Origin of the sequence: Stenotrophomonas sp. TWI700, from assembly GCF_039673645.1 — a bacterium.
Taxonomy (GTDB): domain Bacteria; phylum Pseudomonadota; class Gammaproteobacteria; order Xanthomonadales; family Xanthomonadaceae; genus Stenotrophomonas; species Stenotrophomonas maltophilia_AA.
Genome location: NZ_JBDJMB010000002.1, coordinates 120,061 through 135,605, shown reverse-complemented (window position 1 = coordinate 135,605; position 15,545 = coordinate 120,061). Strand labels below are relative to the sequence as shown.

Sequence of the window (15,545 nt, the reverse complement as noted above, 5' to 3'; positions counted from 1 at the left end):
CGCTGGCCGGCACCACATCAATCGATTACCACGTGCCCCACGCGATCAACCCGATCGCCACCACGGCCAGCGCCAGCCCGACCCGGTTCCACACGCTGGTGCGCTCGCCGAAGCCAAGGATGCCCACCAGTGCACCCAGCACTACCACGCCGATGTTCATGCCGGCGAACACCACCGCCGGGCTGTCCGGCAGGTGCTGGTGGGCGCGCACGTAGAACAGGATGTTGCCGAAGTTGAGCAGGCCGAGCAGGGCGCCGCCGACCCCGTTGCGCCACTGCAGGCGGGCGATGCCGCGCAGGTGGCGCCATAGCTGCAGCGCCAGCATCAGCACGAAGGCCAGGCTGAAGCTGACCAGCAGCGCCGCCATCGAGGGCGTGCCCGACAACGCCACCTTCTTGAGCAGGATGTCGACCAGGGCATAGCCCACCCACACTGCCAGCAGCCACGGCCAGGCCCGCCCGCCGGTGGGCTCGGCCGCCCCGGCGCGCGGGCGCACGCTGATGCCCAGGATCGCCAGCAGGCCCAGGCCCAGCCCGGCCAGCTTCCAGCCGTTGGCGGTCTCGCCGAACACCAGGAACGCGGCCAGCAGCGAAAGCAGCAGCGACAAGCGCTGGGCCACGTCGCTGCGCACGATCCCGGCGCGGGCCACCGCGCGGGCCATCATCAGGAAGATCGCCGGCAGTGCCACGGCCAGGCAGAGGAGGGCAGCCCACGGCGCATGCGCGCTCTGCAGCGAGGCCAGCGAGGGCTGCAGCAGCACCGCGCTGAGCACGCTGGCGACCAGGTAATTCCAGGTCACCACCTGCGGCATGTCCAGCCGCTGGCGCGGCGCCAGCTTCAGCAGGACCGAGACCAGCACGCTGCAGAGAACGCTGAAAACCAGATAGTGCATGTACGGATCCGGCGGGGGCGGCGGTGAAGCACGCGGAGGGACGGTATTATGACGCCATGCACAATCCCCCATTTCCCCAAGAAAGCGGTGCGCTGACGCTGGACGGACCGGTCGGTCCGCTGGATGTCGTGGTTGATCTGCCCGAGGCCGATGTCGCGGTGCAGCCGGTGGTGGCGATCGTCTGCCACCCCCTGTCCACCGAGGGCGGCAGCATGCACAACAAGGTGGTGACCATGGCGGCGCGCTCGCTGCGCGACCTGGGCATCGCCACCGTGCGCTTCAACTTCCGCAGCGTCGGCGACTCGGCCGGCACGTTCGACAATGGCGTGGGCGAGCAGGACGACCTCAAGGCCGTCGCCGCCTGGGTGCGTGCGCAGCGGCCGGGCCAGGCGCTGTGGCTGGCCGGTTTCAGCTTCGGCGCCTACGTCTCCCTGCGCGCCGCCGGCGACCTGCAGCCGACCACGCTGATCTCGATCGCGCCGCCCGCCGGGCGCTGGGACTTCGACGGCATGCAGCCGCCGGCCCAGTGGCTGGTGATCCAGGGCGAGGAAGACGAGATCGTCGATCCGCAGGCGGTCTATGACTGGCTGGACGGTCTGGATGCACCGCACGAACTGGTGCGCATGCCCGACACCAGCCACTTCTTCCACCGCAAGATCGTCGACCTGCGCGGCGCGCTCATCCACGGCCTCAAGCAGTGGCTGCCGGATCCCGCCCCCGACGCGGCCCCCGACGCGACATGAGCGACACGGTGATGACCCCGTCGCAGCGCTACGCCGATGGCGTGGCCCGGGGCGAATGGCAGAACGACCCGGCCCAGCACGCCGCCCTGGCCGAGCTGGATCGCATCCATCTCGCGCTGGTCGACAGCGCGCAGGACGGCTGGCTGGATCGCCTCTCCGCATTCTGGAAGAAGCCCGAGCCGGTCAAGGGCCTGTATTTCTGGGGCGGAGTGGGGCGCGGCAAGACCTTCCTGGTCGATCTGTTCTATGACGGCCTGCCGATCGAGCAGAAGTACCGCACCCATTTCCATCGCTTCATGCGCGGCATCCACGAGCGCCTGCGCGAGCACCAGGGGCAGAGCGATCCGCTCGCGAAGATCGCCCAGGAGTGGCGCAGCAAGCTGCGCGTGCTGGTGCTGGACGAGTTCTTCGTCACCGACATCGGCGATGCGATGCTGCTGGCGCGCCTGCTCGAGCGCATGTTCGCCGAGGGCGTGACCCTGGTGACCACCTCCAACACCGCCGTCGAAAACCTGTATCTCAACGGCCTGCAGCGCGACAGCTTCATGCCCGCGATCGGGCTGCTGCAGACCTACTGCGTGGAGCTGTACGCCGAAGGCACCGAGGACTACCGCATGCGCGCGCTGACCCGCTCGCCGGTGTACCAGTCCCCGATCGACGCCGGCAGCGATGCGTGGCTTGCCGGCCGCTGGGCCGAGCTCAGCGGTGGGCAGCCGGCCAAGGCGGGCAACATCGAGATCGAGGCGCGCAAGATTCCGGTGCGCGGCCGCGGCAAGAGCATCGTCTGGTTCGATTTCAAGGCGCTCTGCGAAGGCCCGCGCGGCCCATCGGATTACATCGAGATCGCGCACGAGTTCAACACCGTGCTGCTGGGCGACATCCCGCACTTCGACACGCTCAACGAAGATGCCGCGCGTCGCTTCGTCAACCTGATCGACGAGCTGTACGACCGCCACGTCAACCTGGTCTGCACCGCGACCGATTCCCCCGTGGCGCTGTATTCGGGCGTCCGCCTGCAGGGCGCGTTCGAACGCACCGCCTCGCGCCTGATCGAAATGCAGAGCGCCGAATACCTGGGCACCCCGCACCGCGCGTAACTCCACGCCGGGCCCGGACAGGCCGTGATGTAGATCCACGCCATGCGTGGATGCAGTCCTACAACGGCGGCAACACCAACGCGTCCCCGCGCGGCTGTTCGTGCGCGATCGGCGCGGCCGCGTCCTCCTCGCGGTCCATCACCATCATCGCCAGCGGCTTGCCCTGGTAGCGCACCTCCAGCGACTGCTGGGTCGCATCCAGCGCCAGCACCTGCGTGCACAGCGACCGGGCCTGCGCCTCCAGCGCCTGCCCGCGGACGTCCATGCGACGCTCCAGGTCGGCCGCCATCTTCTCGGCGCGGGCTTCGATCCGGCCGGAGCCGCCGGTCAGCATCGTCCACAGCACGCCGCGGGCGAGCGAGGCCGACATCGACTCGGCGGCCTGCTCGATCCGGGCCTCGAACTGGGTACCGAACAGGTCCTGCTCCCAGATCCCACGGCCCAGGGTACGGCCGACATAATCGTGGGCATCCTTGCGCAGCCCTTCCACCTCGCGTGCCTTGCGACGGCTGCCCGTCATGATCTCCACCGTGGCCCCCAGCGCATCGAAGGCGATATCCGTGGCCTCCCCGGCCACCCCGGCCACGGCAGGCACCAGTTGGCGGGTGCCCCATTCGAGTTGGCGCAGCCGCTGGGCGTCGGCGTCGCTGACCGGGATCGGCTGGCGGTCGATGTTCAGCTCGCCATCGTGGAAGAAGATCTCCGCCGGCACCTGCTCGCGGTTGCGCAGCCAGATCCCGCCGCTGTCCACCAGCACGTTGTAGGGCGTGCTCACCCCGCACTGGCGCGAGGAGAGCTCTGGCGCCTTGCTCTCGCCGGCAGCGGCGGTGCCAGCCAGGGTCAGGCCCAACATCAGACATCCGGTCAGGGGCAGACGCATGGTCGCGTTCATATAAAGGAGACGCATCGGAGCGTGGCACCCCGCGGCGACCCCGGCGCGGGTCGGAAGTCACCCTGACCGGCGGCGATTCGTTAGGGCCATGTGAGCGCCCGTTGTTCTGTTTTCGAGGAGGACAATCCGGTCATCCGGCCTTGACTGCGCACTCGGTTTCGACAGGTCCAGACCGTTCGTCGGACGCCCCTCAGGCCCGGTCCTTGCGCCGCAAGGGATTAGGGAAATTCACTACATTTGGCGTTGACGACACCTGGTACCCCCACTATCTTGTGGCCGTCGGTACCGCCGACCACAAGTCGACGGGAGTATTGCCTTCACGCCGATGGCCTGAAGACCTACTGACAACCGCACGAAGTACAGCGTGTGGTGCCGGTCGCAGGATTCTCCGGGGGGAGAGGACCGGTGACGCAGGGGAACCGCCCGCAGGCTTGCCTGCGCGGGTCGCGGCTCCTGCGACGCCGATAGTCCACCCTGAGCATCTCTGCATCGGTTCCGGCGCCTGCCAGGCAGACCCCGCTGTACCACCCCAAATCACGCCAAGAGGAAAACGCCGTGAGCACCGAAACCAGCGCAGCTATCGATAAGGAAAGCGAATTCCTGCTGACCTCGCCGCCCACCGCGACCGCCATGAGCGTGACCAAGCGCAACGGCACGACCGAACTGGTGGACCTGAACAAGATCGTGCGCGCCGTACAGCGCTGCTGCGAAGGTCTGCATGCGGTGGATCCGATGCGCGTGGCGACCCGGACCATCTCCGGCCTGTACAACGGCGCGACCACCCAGGAGCTGGACGAACTGTCGATCCGCACCTCGGCGCTGCTGATCGGTGAAGAACCGGAATACGGCCGCCTCGCCGCGCGCCTGCTGGCCAACTTCATCGCCAAGGAAGTGTCCGGCCAGGAAATCCATGCGTTCTCGCAGTCGGTCGGCCGCGGCCACGAAGTGGGCCTGATCAACGCGCGCCTGCTCGACTTCGTGCAGATCAACGCCCGCAAGCTCAACGATGCGATCGATCCGTCGCTGGACCTGCATTTCGATTACTTCGGTCTGCGTACCCTGTACGACCGATACCTGCTGCGTCATCCGCACACCCGCAAGGTGATCGAGACCCCGCAGCAGTTCTTCCTGCGCATCGCCAGCGCGCTGAGCGAAGACGTGCCGGAAACCCTGGCGCTGTACAAGCGCATGGGCAACCTGGATTACCTGCCGTCCAGCCCGACGCTGTTCAACTCCGGTACCACGCACGAGCAGCTGTCCTCGTGCTTCCTGCTGGATTCGCCGCAGGATTCGCTGGAGTCGATCTACGCCAAGTACGGCGACATCGCGCAGCTGTCCAAGTTCAGCGGCGGCATCGGCGTCAGCTACAGCCGCGTGCGTTCGCGTGGTTCGCTGATCAAGTCGACCAACGGTCATTCCAACGGCATCGTGCCGTGGCTGAAGACCATGGATTCGTCCGTGGCGGCGGTGAACCAGGGCGGCAAGCGCAAGGGCGCGGCCTGTGTGTACCTGGAAACCTGGCACGCCGACGTCGAGGACTTCCTCGAGCTGCGTGACAACACCGGTGACGAATCGCGCCGTGCGCACAACCTGAACCTGGCCAACTGGGTGCCGGACCTGTTCATGCAGCGCGTCGAGGCCGACCAGGAATGGTCGCTGTTCGATCCGAGCGTGGTGCCCGAGTTCACCGATCTGTTCGGCGAAGCCTTCGAGCAGGCCTACCTGCAGGCCGAAGCCCAGGGCAAGGCCCAGCGCACGATCTCCGCACGCAAGCTGTACTCGCGGATGATGCGTACCCTGGCCGAGACCGGCAACGGCTGGATGACCTTCAAGGACAAGTGCAACCGCGCCAGCAACCAGACCCTGCGTCCGGGCAACGTGATCCACCTGTCCAACCTGTGCACCGAAATCCTGGAAATCACCTCGGCCGAAGAGACCGCGGTGTGCAACCTGGGCTCGATCAACCTGGGCAATCATTTCGATGCCCACGGCGAGTTCGATTTCGACAAGCTGGCCGACACCGTGCGCCTGGCCGTGCGCCAGCTCGACCGCGTGATCGACCTGAACTTCTACCCGATCGAAACCGCCCGCCGCGGCAACCTGCGCTGGCGTCCGGTCGGCCTGGGCTGCATGGGCCTGCAGGACGTGTTCTTCCGCAAGCGCCTGGCCTTCGACAGTGCCGAGGCCCGCGCGCTGTCGAAGAAGATCGCCGAATCGATCTACTTCCACGCGCTGGAAACATCGTGCGAGCTGGCCCAGGAACGCGGCAAGCACCCGTCTTTCGCCGACACCCGTGCGGCCAGCGGCGAGCTGCAGTTCGATGCCTGGAACGTGGTGCCGGAAGACACCGCACGTTGGGACGCGCTGCGTGAGCGCATCAAGGAACACGGCCTGCGCAATTCGCTGCTGATCGCGATCGCCCCGACCGCCACCATCGCCTCGATCGCCGGTTGCTACGAGTGCGTCGAGCCGCAGGTGTCCAACCTGTTCAAGCGCGAAACGCTGTCCGGCGACTTCCTGCAGGTCAACCGTTACCTGGTGAACGAGCTGAAGAAGCTCGGCCACTGGACCCCGGAAATGCGCGACGCGATCAAGCTGGCCGAAGGCTCGATCCAGGGCATCACCCAGATCCCGGAAACGCTGCGCCACGTGTACCGCACCGCCTGGGAACTGCCGATGCGTTCGCTGATTGACATGGCTGCCGACCGCGGCGCGTTCATCGACCAGTCCGCCTCGCTCAACCTGTTCATGGAAAGCCCGAACATCGGCGCGATGTCCTCCATGTACATGTACGCCTGGAAGCAGGGCATCAAGACCACGTACTACCTGCGTTCGCGCCCGGCGACCAAGATCGCCAAGACGACCGTCAGCAGCTACACCCCGGTCGAAGCCGTCGCCTGCTCGCTGGAAAACCCGGAAAGCTGCGAGGCGTGCCAGTAAAAATTCGCGGATCAACCTGGTGTTGTTTTTCTTGAAAAGGGGAAGCGATATGCAGACTTATCGTGATGTTGACCGAGACTCAGGTGTTGAAGCTTTTGAGCTGACACCAAACTCGATCATCGTTAAGTTCAAAGGATCCGCTAGGACGTACGAGTACAGCCATGCGTCGGCCGGGGTTGCCAATGTGGACGAGATGAAACGTCTCGCCCTTTCAGGTGATGGCCTTCATTCGTACATCAATAGAAGGGCAAGGCTCAGCTACGTTCGCTGAGCCGCCTTATCGCTATCAAACACTACCGGCCCTCCCGGGCCGGAATGATGGAAGTAGAGACATGGCAGACAAGCCAACCCAGATGCTGCTCGATCCCGGTTTCGAACTGACGTTGCGCCCGATGCGCTACCCGCAGTTCTATGACATGTATCGCAATGCGATCAAGAACACCTGGACGGTCGAGGAAATCAATTTCCAGATCGACATCAGCGACCTGCACGGCAAGATGTCGCCGGGCGAGCGCCACCTGATCCACCGCCTGGTCGCGTTCTTCGCCACCGGCGATTCGATCGTGTCCAACAATCTGGTGCTGAACCTGTATCAGCATCTGAACGCGCCGGAAGCGCGCATGTACCTGTCGCGCCAGCTCTACGAAGAAGCGCTGCACGTGCAGTTCTACCTGACCCTGCTCGACAACTACCTGCCGGATCCGGACGAGCGCGCCAAGGCGTTCGACGCGGTGGAGAACATCGATTCGATCAAGAAGAAGGCGGACTTCTGCTTCAAGTGGATCGATTCGATCCAGAACCTGAAGCGCATCGAGACCCGTGACGAGCGTCGCCAGTTCCTGCTCAACCAGATCTGCTTCGCGGCGTGCATCGAGGGTCTGTTCTTCTTCGCGGCCTTCGCGTACGTGTACTACTTCCGTTCGCGCGGCCTGCTCAACGGTCTGGCCTCGGGCACCAACTGGGTGTTCCGCGACGAGAGCGCGCACATGGAGTTCGCGTTCGAGTGCGTGGACGTGATCCGTGAGGAAGAGCCAGACCTGTTCGACGATGCGATGAAGCAGGAGGTCTACGACATGCTGGCCGACGCGATCGAGTGCGAAGTGCAGTTCGCCGAGGACGTGCTGTCGGGCGGCGTGGCGGGCATTTCGACGCGCGACATGCGCCAGTATCTGCAGCATTGCGCGGACAATCATTTCCATCGCCTGGGCATGGAAAAGAAGTACAACGTGCGCAATCCGCTGAGCTTCATGGAGCTGCAGGACGTGCAGGAGCTGACCAACTTCTTCGAGCGTCGTTCCTCGGCCTACCAGGTGGGCGTGAAGGGCGAAGTGTCGTTCGACATGTCGTTCTGATCTGACGCTTACGTCGTGATTCCGAAAAGCCCCGGCCTTGTTCCGGGGCTTTTTCGTTTCCGTGCGGCGGTAGAGCCACCCCATGGGTGGCTGCACTTGGCGTCAGCACCGCGCGTAGCCACGTCCGCCGCTGTCCGCCAGTCGGCGTCCCCCCGCAGCCCGTTGGCATGAAATGACATGGCTGAGTGCTTACGTGGTGTATGAAGGCAGGGGTGAACAGAATCGGGGCAGAGCCGCGCCACGCGCGACTGACTGGCACAGCAGGGCGAGCACAGCGTTAGAGGTGACGATGTGCGTACATCATGCTTTGCCCGCATACCTTGCCAACGGCGTCGGCGAATATTGTCAGATCCCGCCCACTGCCACCCTCGAACTGGATGAAGCTCCAGCCAATTCCCAATCCTGATTCCCAGTCCAGATCCAGAATGCCGTAGTGTTGGCCGGTGTCAGGATGGGTCCACTGCGCACGGATGTCGGCGAAGGCGACGCCAATGAAGTCCGCGTAATCGCCGAAGGGAGGGAAGTCATCGCGTGCATCACATTCCCCGGGCACGCGGGGAGGGCAGGTTCCCTCGCCAGCAACGACGAGCGGTGGCTCTTCCGGATCTATCTGGAAGAGCACGATCGAGAGATCCTCAAGCGGCTGGCCGCGATCGGCAGCATCGAAGAGACCCGTGATGCCGGGGCCTGCGCGGTAGCGGGGGCTGAACCAGTGGGGCGCTTTGTGTTCCCAGAACAGCCATGCATTACCCAGCGCGATGCCGTGGTCCCGGATCGCCTTGACGCAGTCTTCCACGCTGCCGTCGCAGTGCACGTGCAGCGAAGCGGGCAGGTTACCGACTTGAATATGGGTGGCGACCACGTCCGATGCCGTTCGCCAGTCCGCGTCCGCCAGCACGGCGTTGGCTCCCGGCAGGCGCTCAATGGCATCGCTGAGATCGTACAACGCTTTGGCAGGGACATCCGCGCCCACCGCCGGCAGGATGATCTTTTCCTGCAGCATCCATCGCTCCAGTGCACGCATGTCAGGCGCAGGCAAATGCGGAGCGGCGGGAAATACGAAACAGTCATGCAGGGACATGCAGCAGCTCGCGTTGGGGCAATGACCAGTGTCGGCGGCTGTTTTGGCAGGGTCAACGCCGTAGTTCACGAAATAGGCACAGCCTGAACGTGTGGCTGGGCATCCACGACCTTGTTCGCGCCGCTGCCGTAACATCGCGCCAAATCCTAACCGGCCCCCGCCATGACCCCCATCCCTGAGACCATCCCGCCCATCGAAGTCCGCATGGCCGAGATCGTGTTCCCCAACCACACCAACCACATGGGCACCCTGTTCGGTGGCCAGGCGCTGGCGTGGATGGACAAGGCGGCGTTCCTGGCCGCGGCCCGCTACTCGCGCCGCACCGTGGTCACCGCGCGCTCGGACCAGGTCGATTTCAAGCTGCCGATCCGCATCGGCCAGATGGTCGAGACCGTCGGCCGCATCGTGGAGGTCGGGCGCAGCTCGATGAAGGTCGAGGTCGAACTGATCGCCGAGGACCTGCACAACGGCGAGCGCAAGCTCTGCACGCGCGGGCACTTCGTGATGATCGCGCTGGATGCCGACGGCCATCCGACCACCGTTCCGCCGCTGCCGGGCGACATCCCGGGTCCGTGAGCGGCCAGCGATTGCCTCTCCGCGCCTGCGCCCCCATCTGCTGATCATGAGCACCCCCCTCGCCGAGTTCATCGACCGCGCCCAGCGCCTGTTCGTGCTGACGGGCGCCGGCTGCAGCACCGATTCGGGCATCCCGGATTACCGCGATGCCGATGGGCAGTGGAAGCGCAGCCCGCCGGTCACCTACCAGGCCTTCATGGGCGAGCTTGCCACGCGCCAGCGCTACTGGGCGCGCAGCCTGCTGGGCTGGCCCCGGTTCGGCTGGGCCCAGCCGAACGGCACGCATGCCGCGCTCGCCGCGCTGGAAGCCCGTGGCCAGGTCGAGCTGCTGCTCACCCAGAATGTCGACCGCCTGCACCAGCGGGCGGGCAGCGAGGCGGTGATCGACCTGCATGGGCGGCTCGATCAGGTGCGCTGCATGGGCTGTGAAGCCCGCACCCCGCGCGAGGCGTTCCAGCACCGGCTGCTGGCGCTCAACCCCGGCTGGGAGCACCTTGAAGCCGGGCAGGCGCCTGACGGCGATGCCGATCTGGAGATGGATTTCTCCGCCTTCCAGGTGCCGGCGTGCCCGCTGTGTGGCGGCGTGCTGAAGCCGGACGTGGTGTTCTTCGGCGAAAGCGTGCCGCGCGAGCGGGTCGCGACCGTCCACGCGCATCTCCAGCAGGCCGATGCGGTGCTGGTGGTCGGCTCCTCGCTGATGGTCTATTCCGGCTTCCGCTTCGTCCAGACCGCCGCCCAGGCCGGGCTGCCGATCGCCGCGCTCAACCGCGGCCTTACCCGCGCGGACGCGCTGTTGAGCCTGAAGGTCGACCAGTCCTGTGCCGACGCGCTGGCCTTCCTGCTGCCAGGAACCGCCGCCGCCTGAGCCGCTACGAAACACTGATCCATTGGCACGGTTGCCTCCGCCGCCGCACAGGAGTGCAATGGCGCCCGGTTCCATTTCCTCTTCCCGAGTTCCCCCCTTGAGCCAGCTCTTCTCCTCCATCCCCTTCGGCCCGCTGACCCTGCCCAACCGCATCGTGATCGCGCCGATGTGCCAGTACTCCTGCGTCGACGGCCTTGCCAACGACTGGCACCGCATCCATCTCGGGCAGTTGTCGCAGTCCGGTGCCGGCCTGCTGATCCTGGAAGCCACCGCCGTGCTGCCGGAAGGCCGCATCAGCTGGGCCGACCTGGGCCTGTGGGATGACGCCACCGAAGCCGCGCTGGCCTCGGTCGTGGCCTCGGTCAAGCAGTGGTCGCCGATGCCGCTGGGCGTGCAGCTGGGGCATGCCGGCCGCAAGGCCTCGGTCAACAAGCCGTGGGAAGGCGGCGGCGCGATGGACCCGTCCGATCCGCGTGCCTGGCCCACGGTCGCGCCGTCTGCGCTGCCGTTCGCCAAGACCGATCCGACGCCGACCGAACTGGATCTGGCCGGTATCGATGCGGTGGTCGAAGCCTTCGCGGCCGCGGCCCGTCGCGCCGAACGCGTCGGCATGGACCTGATCGAACTGCACGCCGCGCACGGGTACCTGCTGCACCAGTTCCTGTCGCCGCTGAGCAACCGCCGCGAGGACGCGTACGGTGGCTCGCTGGAGAACCGCATGCGCCTGCTGGTGCGCGTGTTTGATGCCGTGCGCGAGGCCGTCTCCGATCGCATCGCGGTCGGTGTGCGCATCTCCGCCAGTGACTGGGTGGCCGGCGGCTGGGATATCGAACAGACCACGACCCTGGCGCACGTGCTGGATGCGCGCGGCTGCCAGTTCCTGCACGTCTCCAGCGGTGGCAACGATCCACGCCAGCAGATCCCGCTGTCGCCGGGCTACCAGGTGCCGTTCGCGCAGGCGATCAAGGCGCACAAGCTGCGCATGCCGGTCATCGCGGTGGGCCTGATCACCGAGCCCTCGCAGGCCGAATCGATCCTGCGTCACGGCCATGCCGATGCGATCGCGCTGGCCCGCGGCGTCCTCTACGACCCGCGCTGGCCGTGGCATGCCGCCGCGGCACTGGGCGATTCGGTCGCCCCGGCCCCGCAGTACCTGCGCTGCGAACCACGGGAAGCCCGTGGTGTGTTCATCGCGCCGGAACGCTGACACGCTGACGGTAGTGCCGGCCGCTGGCCGGCATCCGGGTGACCCTGCACTCAGCCGACATCCACCCGCCACGCCGGCGGCAGCCCCTCGATGATGTGCTGCATCAGCGCCCGCACCTTGGGCGTCAGATCACGGCGATCGCTGACGCACAGGAACAACCGCATCGGCTCCGGTGAGGCCTGGGTGCTCGCCGCATCGCCGGGTTCGAACAGCGCCTGCAGCTCGCCGCGCGCGAGATAGGGCGCGGCCACGAACGCCGCCAGCCGGGTGATGCCGCCGCCGGCCACCGCCATCGCGGCCAGCGCATCGATGTCGTCACTGACCAGCGCCGGGGTCACCTCGGCATCGAATCGCATGCCATCGCGCACGAAGCCCCACGGCAGGTAACGCCCGTCCAGCGGGTAGCGCAACAGCAGGCAACGATGCTCGCGCAGCGCCTCCGGTGTGAGCGGAATGCCGGCCCGCGCCAGGTACGAGGGCGCCGCGCAGAACACGAACGGCACCTGCGCGATCGGCCGCGCCACCACGCCTTCCTCCAGCTGCGGCTCGATCCGGATGCTGACGTCCACGTCTTCGTGTGCGTGGTCCACGCTGCGGTCGGTGAGCAGCAGTTCGATCGCCAGGCGCCGGAACCGTGCCTGCAGCGCGGGCAGCAACGGCGCCAACGCGTGCCGGCCGAAGGCGGTGCTGCTGGCGATCCGCAGCCGGCCTTCGGGCGTGGCATCGAGGTCGGTCACCGCGGCCTGGGCGCGCTGCAGGTCGCGCTCGATATGGCGCACCTGGGCCAGGTACAGCGCGCCGCGTTCGGTCAGGGCCAGCGTGCGCGTAGTGCGGTTGAGCAGGCGCACGCCCAGATGGGCTTCCAGGCGGGCGATGTTCTGCCCGACCGCCGCCGGGCTGACCCCCAGCGTGCGCGCGGCCGCGGCCAGGCTGCCGGCATCGGCGGTCCGGATGAAGCTGCGGATTGACTGGAGAATGTTCATGCTGGCCGCCATTCTCGCGCTCCATTGGAAAGAATTTCTTTATAAAGCGCCAAGCCCATCCGGTCTACCCGCCCCGGCGGCGGCTGCTTATCGTGCCTGTCCCGCAACCGCCAGGTTGCCCGCTCGCCCGGCTCTGTTGCCCGGGCGACGCCGCTTCCGCGCTGTGCCGCCCCCGCTGCCGTCGCGTCCTGCGCACGGCCTGGCCGCCTTTCCCGGAGATGCACATGAACCCAGCGCTCGCCCCCCTCGATACCGACCCGCAGGAAACCCAGGAATGGCGTGAGTCGCTGGAGGCGGTCATCCACGCCGCCGGCCGCCCGCGCGCGCATTACCTGATGGACCAGCTGAGCGAGCTGGACACGGCCCGCCACGGCGACCTGCATGGCCGTGTGTGGACCGCTTACACCAACACCATTCCGGTCGAACGCCAGCCGGCCTATCCGGGCGACCTCGGCATCGAGCGCCGCCTCAACGCGATGATCCGCTGGAACGCGATGGTGATGGTGCTGCGCGCCGGCAAGCACTCCAACGTGGGCGGCCACATCGCCACCTACCAGTCCGCGGCGGTGCTGTACGACGTCGGCTTCGATCACTTCTTCCGTGGCCGTACCGACACCTTCGACGGCGACATGATCTACATCCAGGGCCACTCGGCGCCCGGCATCTACGGCCGCGCGTTCGTCGAAGGCCGCATCGCGCCCGAACGCATGGACAACTTCCGCCGCGAATCCGACCGCGACGGACTGTCCTCGTATCCGCACCCGCGCCTGATGCCGGACTTCTGGCAGTTCCCCACGGTTTCGATGGGGCTGGGCCCGCTCACCGCCGCCTACCAGGCGCGTTACATGCGGTATCTGGAGTACCGCGGGCTGAAGGAGCACCAGGGCCGCAAGGTCTGGGCCTTCCTCGGCGATGGCGAAATGGACCAGCCTGAATCGCTGGCCGCCATCTCGGTGGCCGGCCGCGAGCGCCTGGACAACCTGGTGTTCGTGGTGAACTGCAATCTGCAGCGGCTCGACGGCCCGGTGCGCGGCAACGCCAAGGTGATCCAGGAACTGGAAGGCACCTTCCGCGCCGCCGGCTGGAACGTCATCAAGGTGATCTGGGGCGGCGGCTGGGATGCGCTGCTCGCCAAGGACAGCACCGGCCTGCTGCGCCAACGCATGATGGAATGCGTGGATGGCGACTACCAGACCTTCAAGTCGCAGAACGGTGCCTACGTGCGCGAGCATTTCTTCGGCAAGTATCCCGAACTGCTGGCGCTGGTCGCGGACCTGAGCGATGACGACATCTGGGCACTCGCCCGCGGCGGCCACGATCCGCAGAAGGTGTACGCCGCCTACGCGCAGGCCGTCGCCGGCAATGGTCGGCCGAGCGTGATCCTGGCCAAAACGGTGAAAGGCTTCGGTATGGGCGAGGCCGGTGAAGGCCAGAACATCAACCACCAGCTCAAGAAAATGAGCGCCGACGCCGTGCGCGCGTTCCGCGATCGGTTTGATCTGCCGGTCCGCGACGACCAGCTGGAGGACATGCCGTACCTGCGTCCCGCGCCGGGCAGTGCCGAAGAGCGCTATTTCGCACAGCGTCGCCAGGCCCAGGGCGGCCAGCTGCCGGCGCGCGTGACCCATGTCGATCCGTTGCCGGTGCCGGCGCTGTCGGCGTTTGCCACCCAGCTGCAGGGCAGTGGCGAGCGTGGCCAGTCCACCACGATGGGCTTCGTGCGCATCCTCACCACGCTGCTCAAGGATCCCGAACTGGGCAAGCTGATCATTCCGATCGTGCCCGATGAATCGCGCACGTTCGGCATGGAAGGCCTGTTCCGCCAGATCGGCATCCACTCCTACCTCGGCCAGCTGTACACGCCGCAGGATGCCGGCCAGCTCAGCTATTACAAGGAAGCCAAGGACGGCCAGATCCTGCAGGAAGGCATCAACGAGTCCGGTGCGATCTGCTCATGGATCGCCGCCGGCACCGCCTACAGCAACCACGGCCTGGCCACGATTCCGTTCTACATCTTCTATTCGATGTTCGGCCTGCAGCGCGTCGGTGACCTGGCCTGGGCGGCTGCGGATGCGCGCACCCGTGGCTTCCTGCTTGGCGCCACCTCCGGCCGCACTACGCTGATGGGCGAGGGCCTGCAGCACGACGACGGCCACAGCCACGTGCTGTCCTCGGTGATCCCCAGCTGTGTGTCCTACGACCCGACCTACAACTTCGAACTGGCGGTGATCATCCAGGACGGCCTGCGCCGGATGTACGTGGACCAGGAAGACATCTACTACTACATCACCGTGCTCAACGAGGCCTATCCGCACCCGGCACTGCCGGAAGGCAGCGAAGCCGGCATCCTCAAGGGCCTGTACCTGCTGCACCCGGCTGTCGCCGACAGTGACCCGGCGCTGCGCGTGCAGCTGATGGGCAGCGGCGCGATCCTGCGCGAAGTGGAAGCCGCCGCCACCCTGCTGCAGCAGGATTTCGGCATCGCCAGCGATGTGTGGAGCGCCACCAGCCTCACCGAACTGCGCCGTGATGGCCTGGCGGCGGAGCGCTGGAACCTGCTGCACCCCGTGGAGGAGCCGCGGGTGCCGTATGTGCAGCAATGCCTGGCCGCGCACCCCGGCCCGGTGATCGTGGCCACCGACTACATGAAGATCGTCGGCGACCAGATCCGCCCCTTCATCGACGGCCGCCGCTTTACCGCGTTGGGCACCGACGGCTTCGGCCGCTCGGACACGCGCGAGTCATTGCGCACCTTCTTTGAAGTGGACCGCCACTTCATCGTGCTCGCCGCGCTCAAGTCGCTGGCCGACGAGGGTCGGATCGAACGGGCCCAGCTGCAGGTGGCGATCGACCGCTATGGCATCGATGTGGAGAAGGTGGATCCGGCGTCGGTGTAGCCGTTGGGCCACCGCCCTTG

General features: G+C 66.5%; 12 protein-coding genes. 8 read left to right on the top strand and 4 right to left on the bottom strand.

From position 1 onward, the window contains the following. Positions 1-25 precede the first annotated feature (25 nt). Entirely contained in the window at positions 26-892 is an 867-nt protein-coding gene (locus ABE473_RS02425) for an EamA family transporter (RefSeq protein WP_346488363.1), read from the bottom strand. 56 nt (positions 893-948) lie between these two features. Here ABE473_RS02425 and ABE473_RS02420 point away from each other — a divergent pair, with 56 nt between their 5' ends. Together ABE473_RS02420 and zapE are read left to right on the top strand one after the other, a co-directional pair. Beyond that, on the top strand, positions 949-1,635 hold the full coding sequence (locus ABE473_RS02420; RefSeq protein ID WP_346488361.1) for a CocE/NonD family hydrolase: 687 nt from the start codon (positions 949-951) through the stop codon (positions 1,633-1,635). Next, complete coding sequence (zapE, locus tag ABE473_RS02415) at positions 1,632-2,732, top strand: cell division protein ZapE (RefSeq protein WP_176990194.1); 1,101 nt, start codon at positions 1,632-1,634, stop codon at positions 2,730-2,732. The genes ABE473_RS02420 and zapE overlap by 4 nt, the downstream gene beginning before the upstream one ends. A gap of 58 nt (positions 2,733-2,790) precedes the next feature. On the opposite strand, the gene ABE473_RS02410 is transcribed toward zapE, so the two are convergent. Beyond that, the gene (locus tag ABE473_RS02410; protein ID WP_346488360.1) at positions 2,791-3,585 is read right to left on the bottom strand and encodes a DUF2884 family protein; all 795 of its coding nucleotides are present in this window, start codon (positions 3,583-3,585) and stop codon (positions 2,791-2,793) included. A 594-nt stretch (positions 3,586-4,179) separates the two neighbouring features. Here ABE473_RS02410 and ABE473_RS02405 point away from each other — a divergent pair. Together ABE473_RS02405 and ABE473_RS02400 are read left to right on the top strand one after the other, a co-directional pair. Then, positions 4,180-6,564: a ribonucleoside-diphosphate reductase subunit alpha gene (locus tag ABE473_RS02405; protein ID WP_176990192.1), complete on the top strand. Its 2,385-nt coding sequence runs from the start codon at positions 4,180-4,182 to the stop codon at positions 6,562-6,564. A 332-nt stretch (positions 6,565-6,896) separates the two neighbouring features. Then, on the top strand, positions 6,897-7,916 hold the full coding sequence (locus ABE473_RS02400; RefSeq protein ID WP_313208894.1) for a ribonucleotide-diphosphate reductase subunit beta: 1,020 nt from the start codon (positions 6,897-6,899) through the stop codon (positions 7,914-7,916). A gap of 277 nt (positions 7,917-8,193) precedes the next feature. Here the strand turns inward: ABE473_RS02400 and ABE473_RS02395 are convergent, their stop codons facing one another. After that, the gene (locus ABE473_RS02395) at positions 8,194-8,997 is read right to left on the bottom strand and encodes a hypothetical protein (protein WP_346488359.1); all 804 of its coding nucleotides are present in this window, start codon (positions 8,995-8,997) and stop codon (positions 8,194-8,196) included. A 162-nt stretch (positions 8,998-9,159) separates the two neighbouring features. On the opposite strand from ABE473_RS02395, the gene ABE473_RS02390 reads away from it, so the two are divergent. Genes ABE473_RS02390 through ABE473_RS02380 form a run of 3 tightly spaced genes read left to right on the top strand, consistent with a single transcriptional unit; the run spans position 9,160 to position 11,645 of the window. After that, a complete protein-coding gene (locus tag ABE473_RS02390) occupies positions 9,160-9,573 on the top strand; it encodes an acyl-CoA thioesterase (RefSeq protein WP_123731098.1) in 414 nt (137 codons plus the stop codon). A 46-nt stretch (positions 9,574-9,619) separates the two neighbouring features. Then, positions 9,620-10,438, top strand: a complete 819-nt coding sequence (locus ABE473_RS02385; protein WP_346488358.1) for an NAD-dependent protein deacetylase — start codon at positions 9,620-9,622, stop codon at positions 10,436-10,438. A gap of 58 nt (positions 10,439-10,496) precedes the next feature. After that, on the top strand, positions 10,497-11,645 hold the full coding sequence (locus ABE473_RS02380) for an NADH:flavin oxidoreductase/NADH oxidase (protein WP_346488357.1): 1,149 nt from the start codon (positions 10,497-10,499) through the stop codon (positions 11,643-11,645). A 50-nt stretch (positions 11,646-11,695) separates the two neighbouring features. Here the strand turns inward: ABE473_RS02380 and ABE473_RS02375 are convergent, their stop codons facing one another. After that, positions 11,696-12,628, bottom strand: coding sequence for a LysR substrate-binding domain-containing protein (locus ABE473_RS02375; RefSeq protein WP_346488356.1), 933 nt, complete (start codon positions 12,626-12,628; stop codon positions 11,696-11,698). Positions 12,629-12,852: 224 nt separating this feature from the next. Between ABE473_RS02375 and aceE the strand changes: the two genes are divergently transcribed. Next, positions 12,853-15,525: a pyruvate dehydrogenase (acetyl-transferring), homodimeric type gene (gene aceE / locus ABE473_RS02370; protein WP_346488355.1), complete on the top strand. Its 2,673-nt coding sequence runs from the start codon at positions 12,853-12,855 to the stop codon at positions 15,523-15,525. The last annotated feature ends 20 nt before the right edge of the window (positions 15,526-15,545 follow it).

Bases quoted from the DNA above. Each gene is read 5' to 3' on its own strand.
- ABE473_RS02425 (WP_346488363.1), bottom strand. From the start codon at position 892: ATGCACTATCTGGTTTTCAGCGTTCTCTGCAGCGTGCTGGTCTCGGTC.
- ABE473_RS02420 (WP_346488361.1), top strand. From the start codon at position 949: ATGCACAATCCCCCATTTCCCCAAGAAAGCGGTGCGCTGACGCTGGAC.
- zapE (WP_176990194.1), top strand. From the start codon at position 1,632: ATGAGCGACACGGTGATGACCCCGTCGCAGCGCTACGCCGATGGCGTG.
- ABE473_RS02410 (WP_346488360.1), bottom strand. From the start codon at position 3,585: ATGTTGGGCCTGACCCTGGCTGGCACCGCCGCTGCCGGCGAGAGCAAG.
- ABE473_RS02400 (WP_313208894.1), top strand. From the start codon at position 6,897: ATGGCAGACAAGCCAACCCAGATGCTGCTCGATCCCGGTTTCGAACTG.
- ABE473_RS02395 (WP_346488359.1), bottom strand. From the start codon at position 8,997: ATGTCCCTGCATGACTGTTTCGTATTTCCCGCCGCTCCGCATTTGCCT.
- ABE473_RS02390 (WP_123731098.1), top strand. From the start codon at position 9,160: ATGACCCCCATCCCTGAGACCATCCCGCCCATCGAAGTCCGCATGGCC.
- ABE473_RS02385 (WP_346488358.1), top strand. From the start codon at position 9,620: ATGAGCACCCCCCTCGCCGAGTTCATCGACCGCGCCCAGCGCCTGTTC.
- ABE473_RS02380 (WP_346488357.1), top strand. From the start codon at position 10,497: ATGGCGCCCGGTTCCATTTCCTCTTCCCGAGTTCCCCCCTTGAGCCAG.
- ABE473_RS02375 (WP_346488356.1), bottom strand. From the start codon at position 12,628: ATGAACATTCTCCAGTCAATCCGCAGCTTCATCCGGACCGCCGATGCC.
- aceE (WP_346488355.1), top strand. From the start codon at position 12,853: ATGAACCCAGCGCTCGCCCCCCTCGATACCGACCCGCAGGAAACCCAG.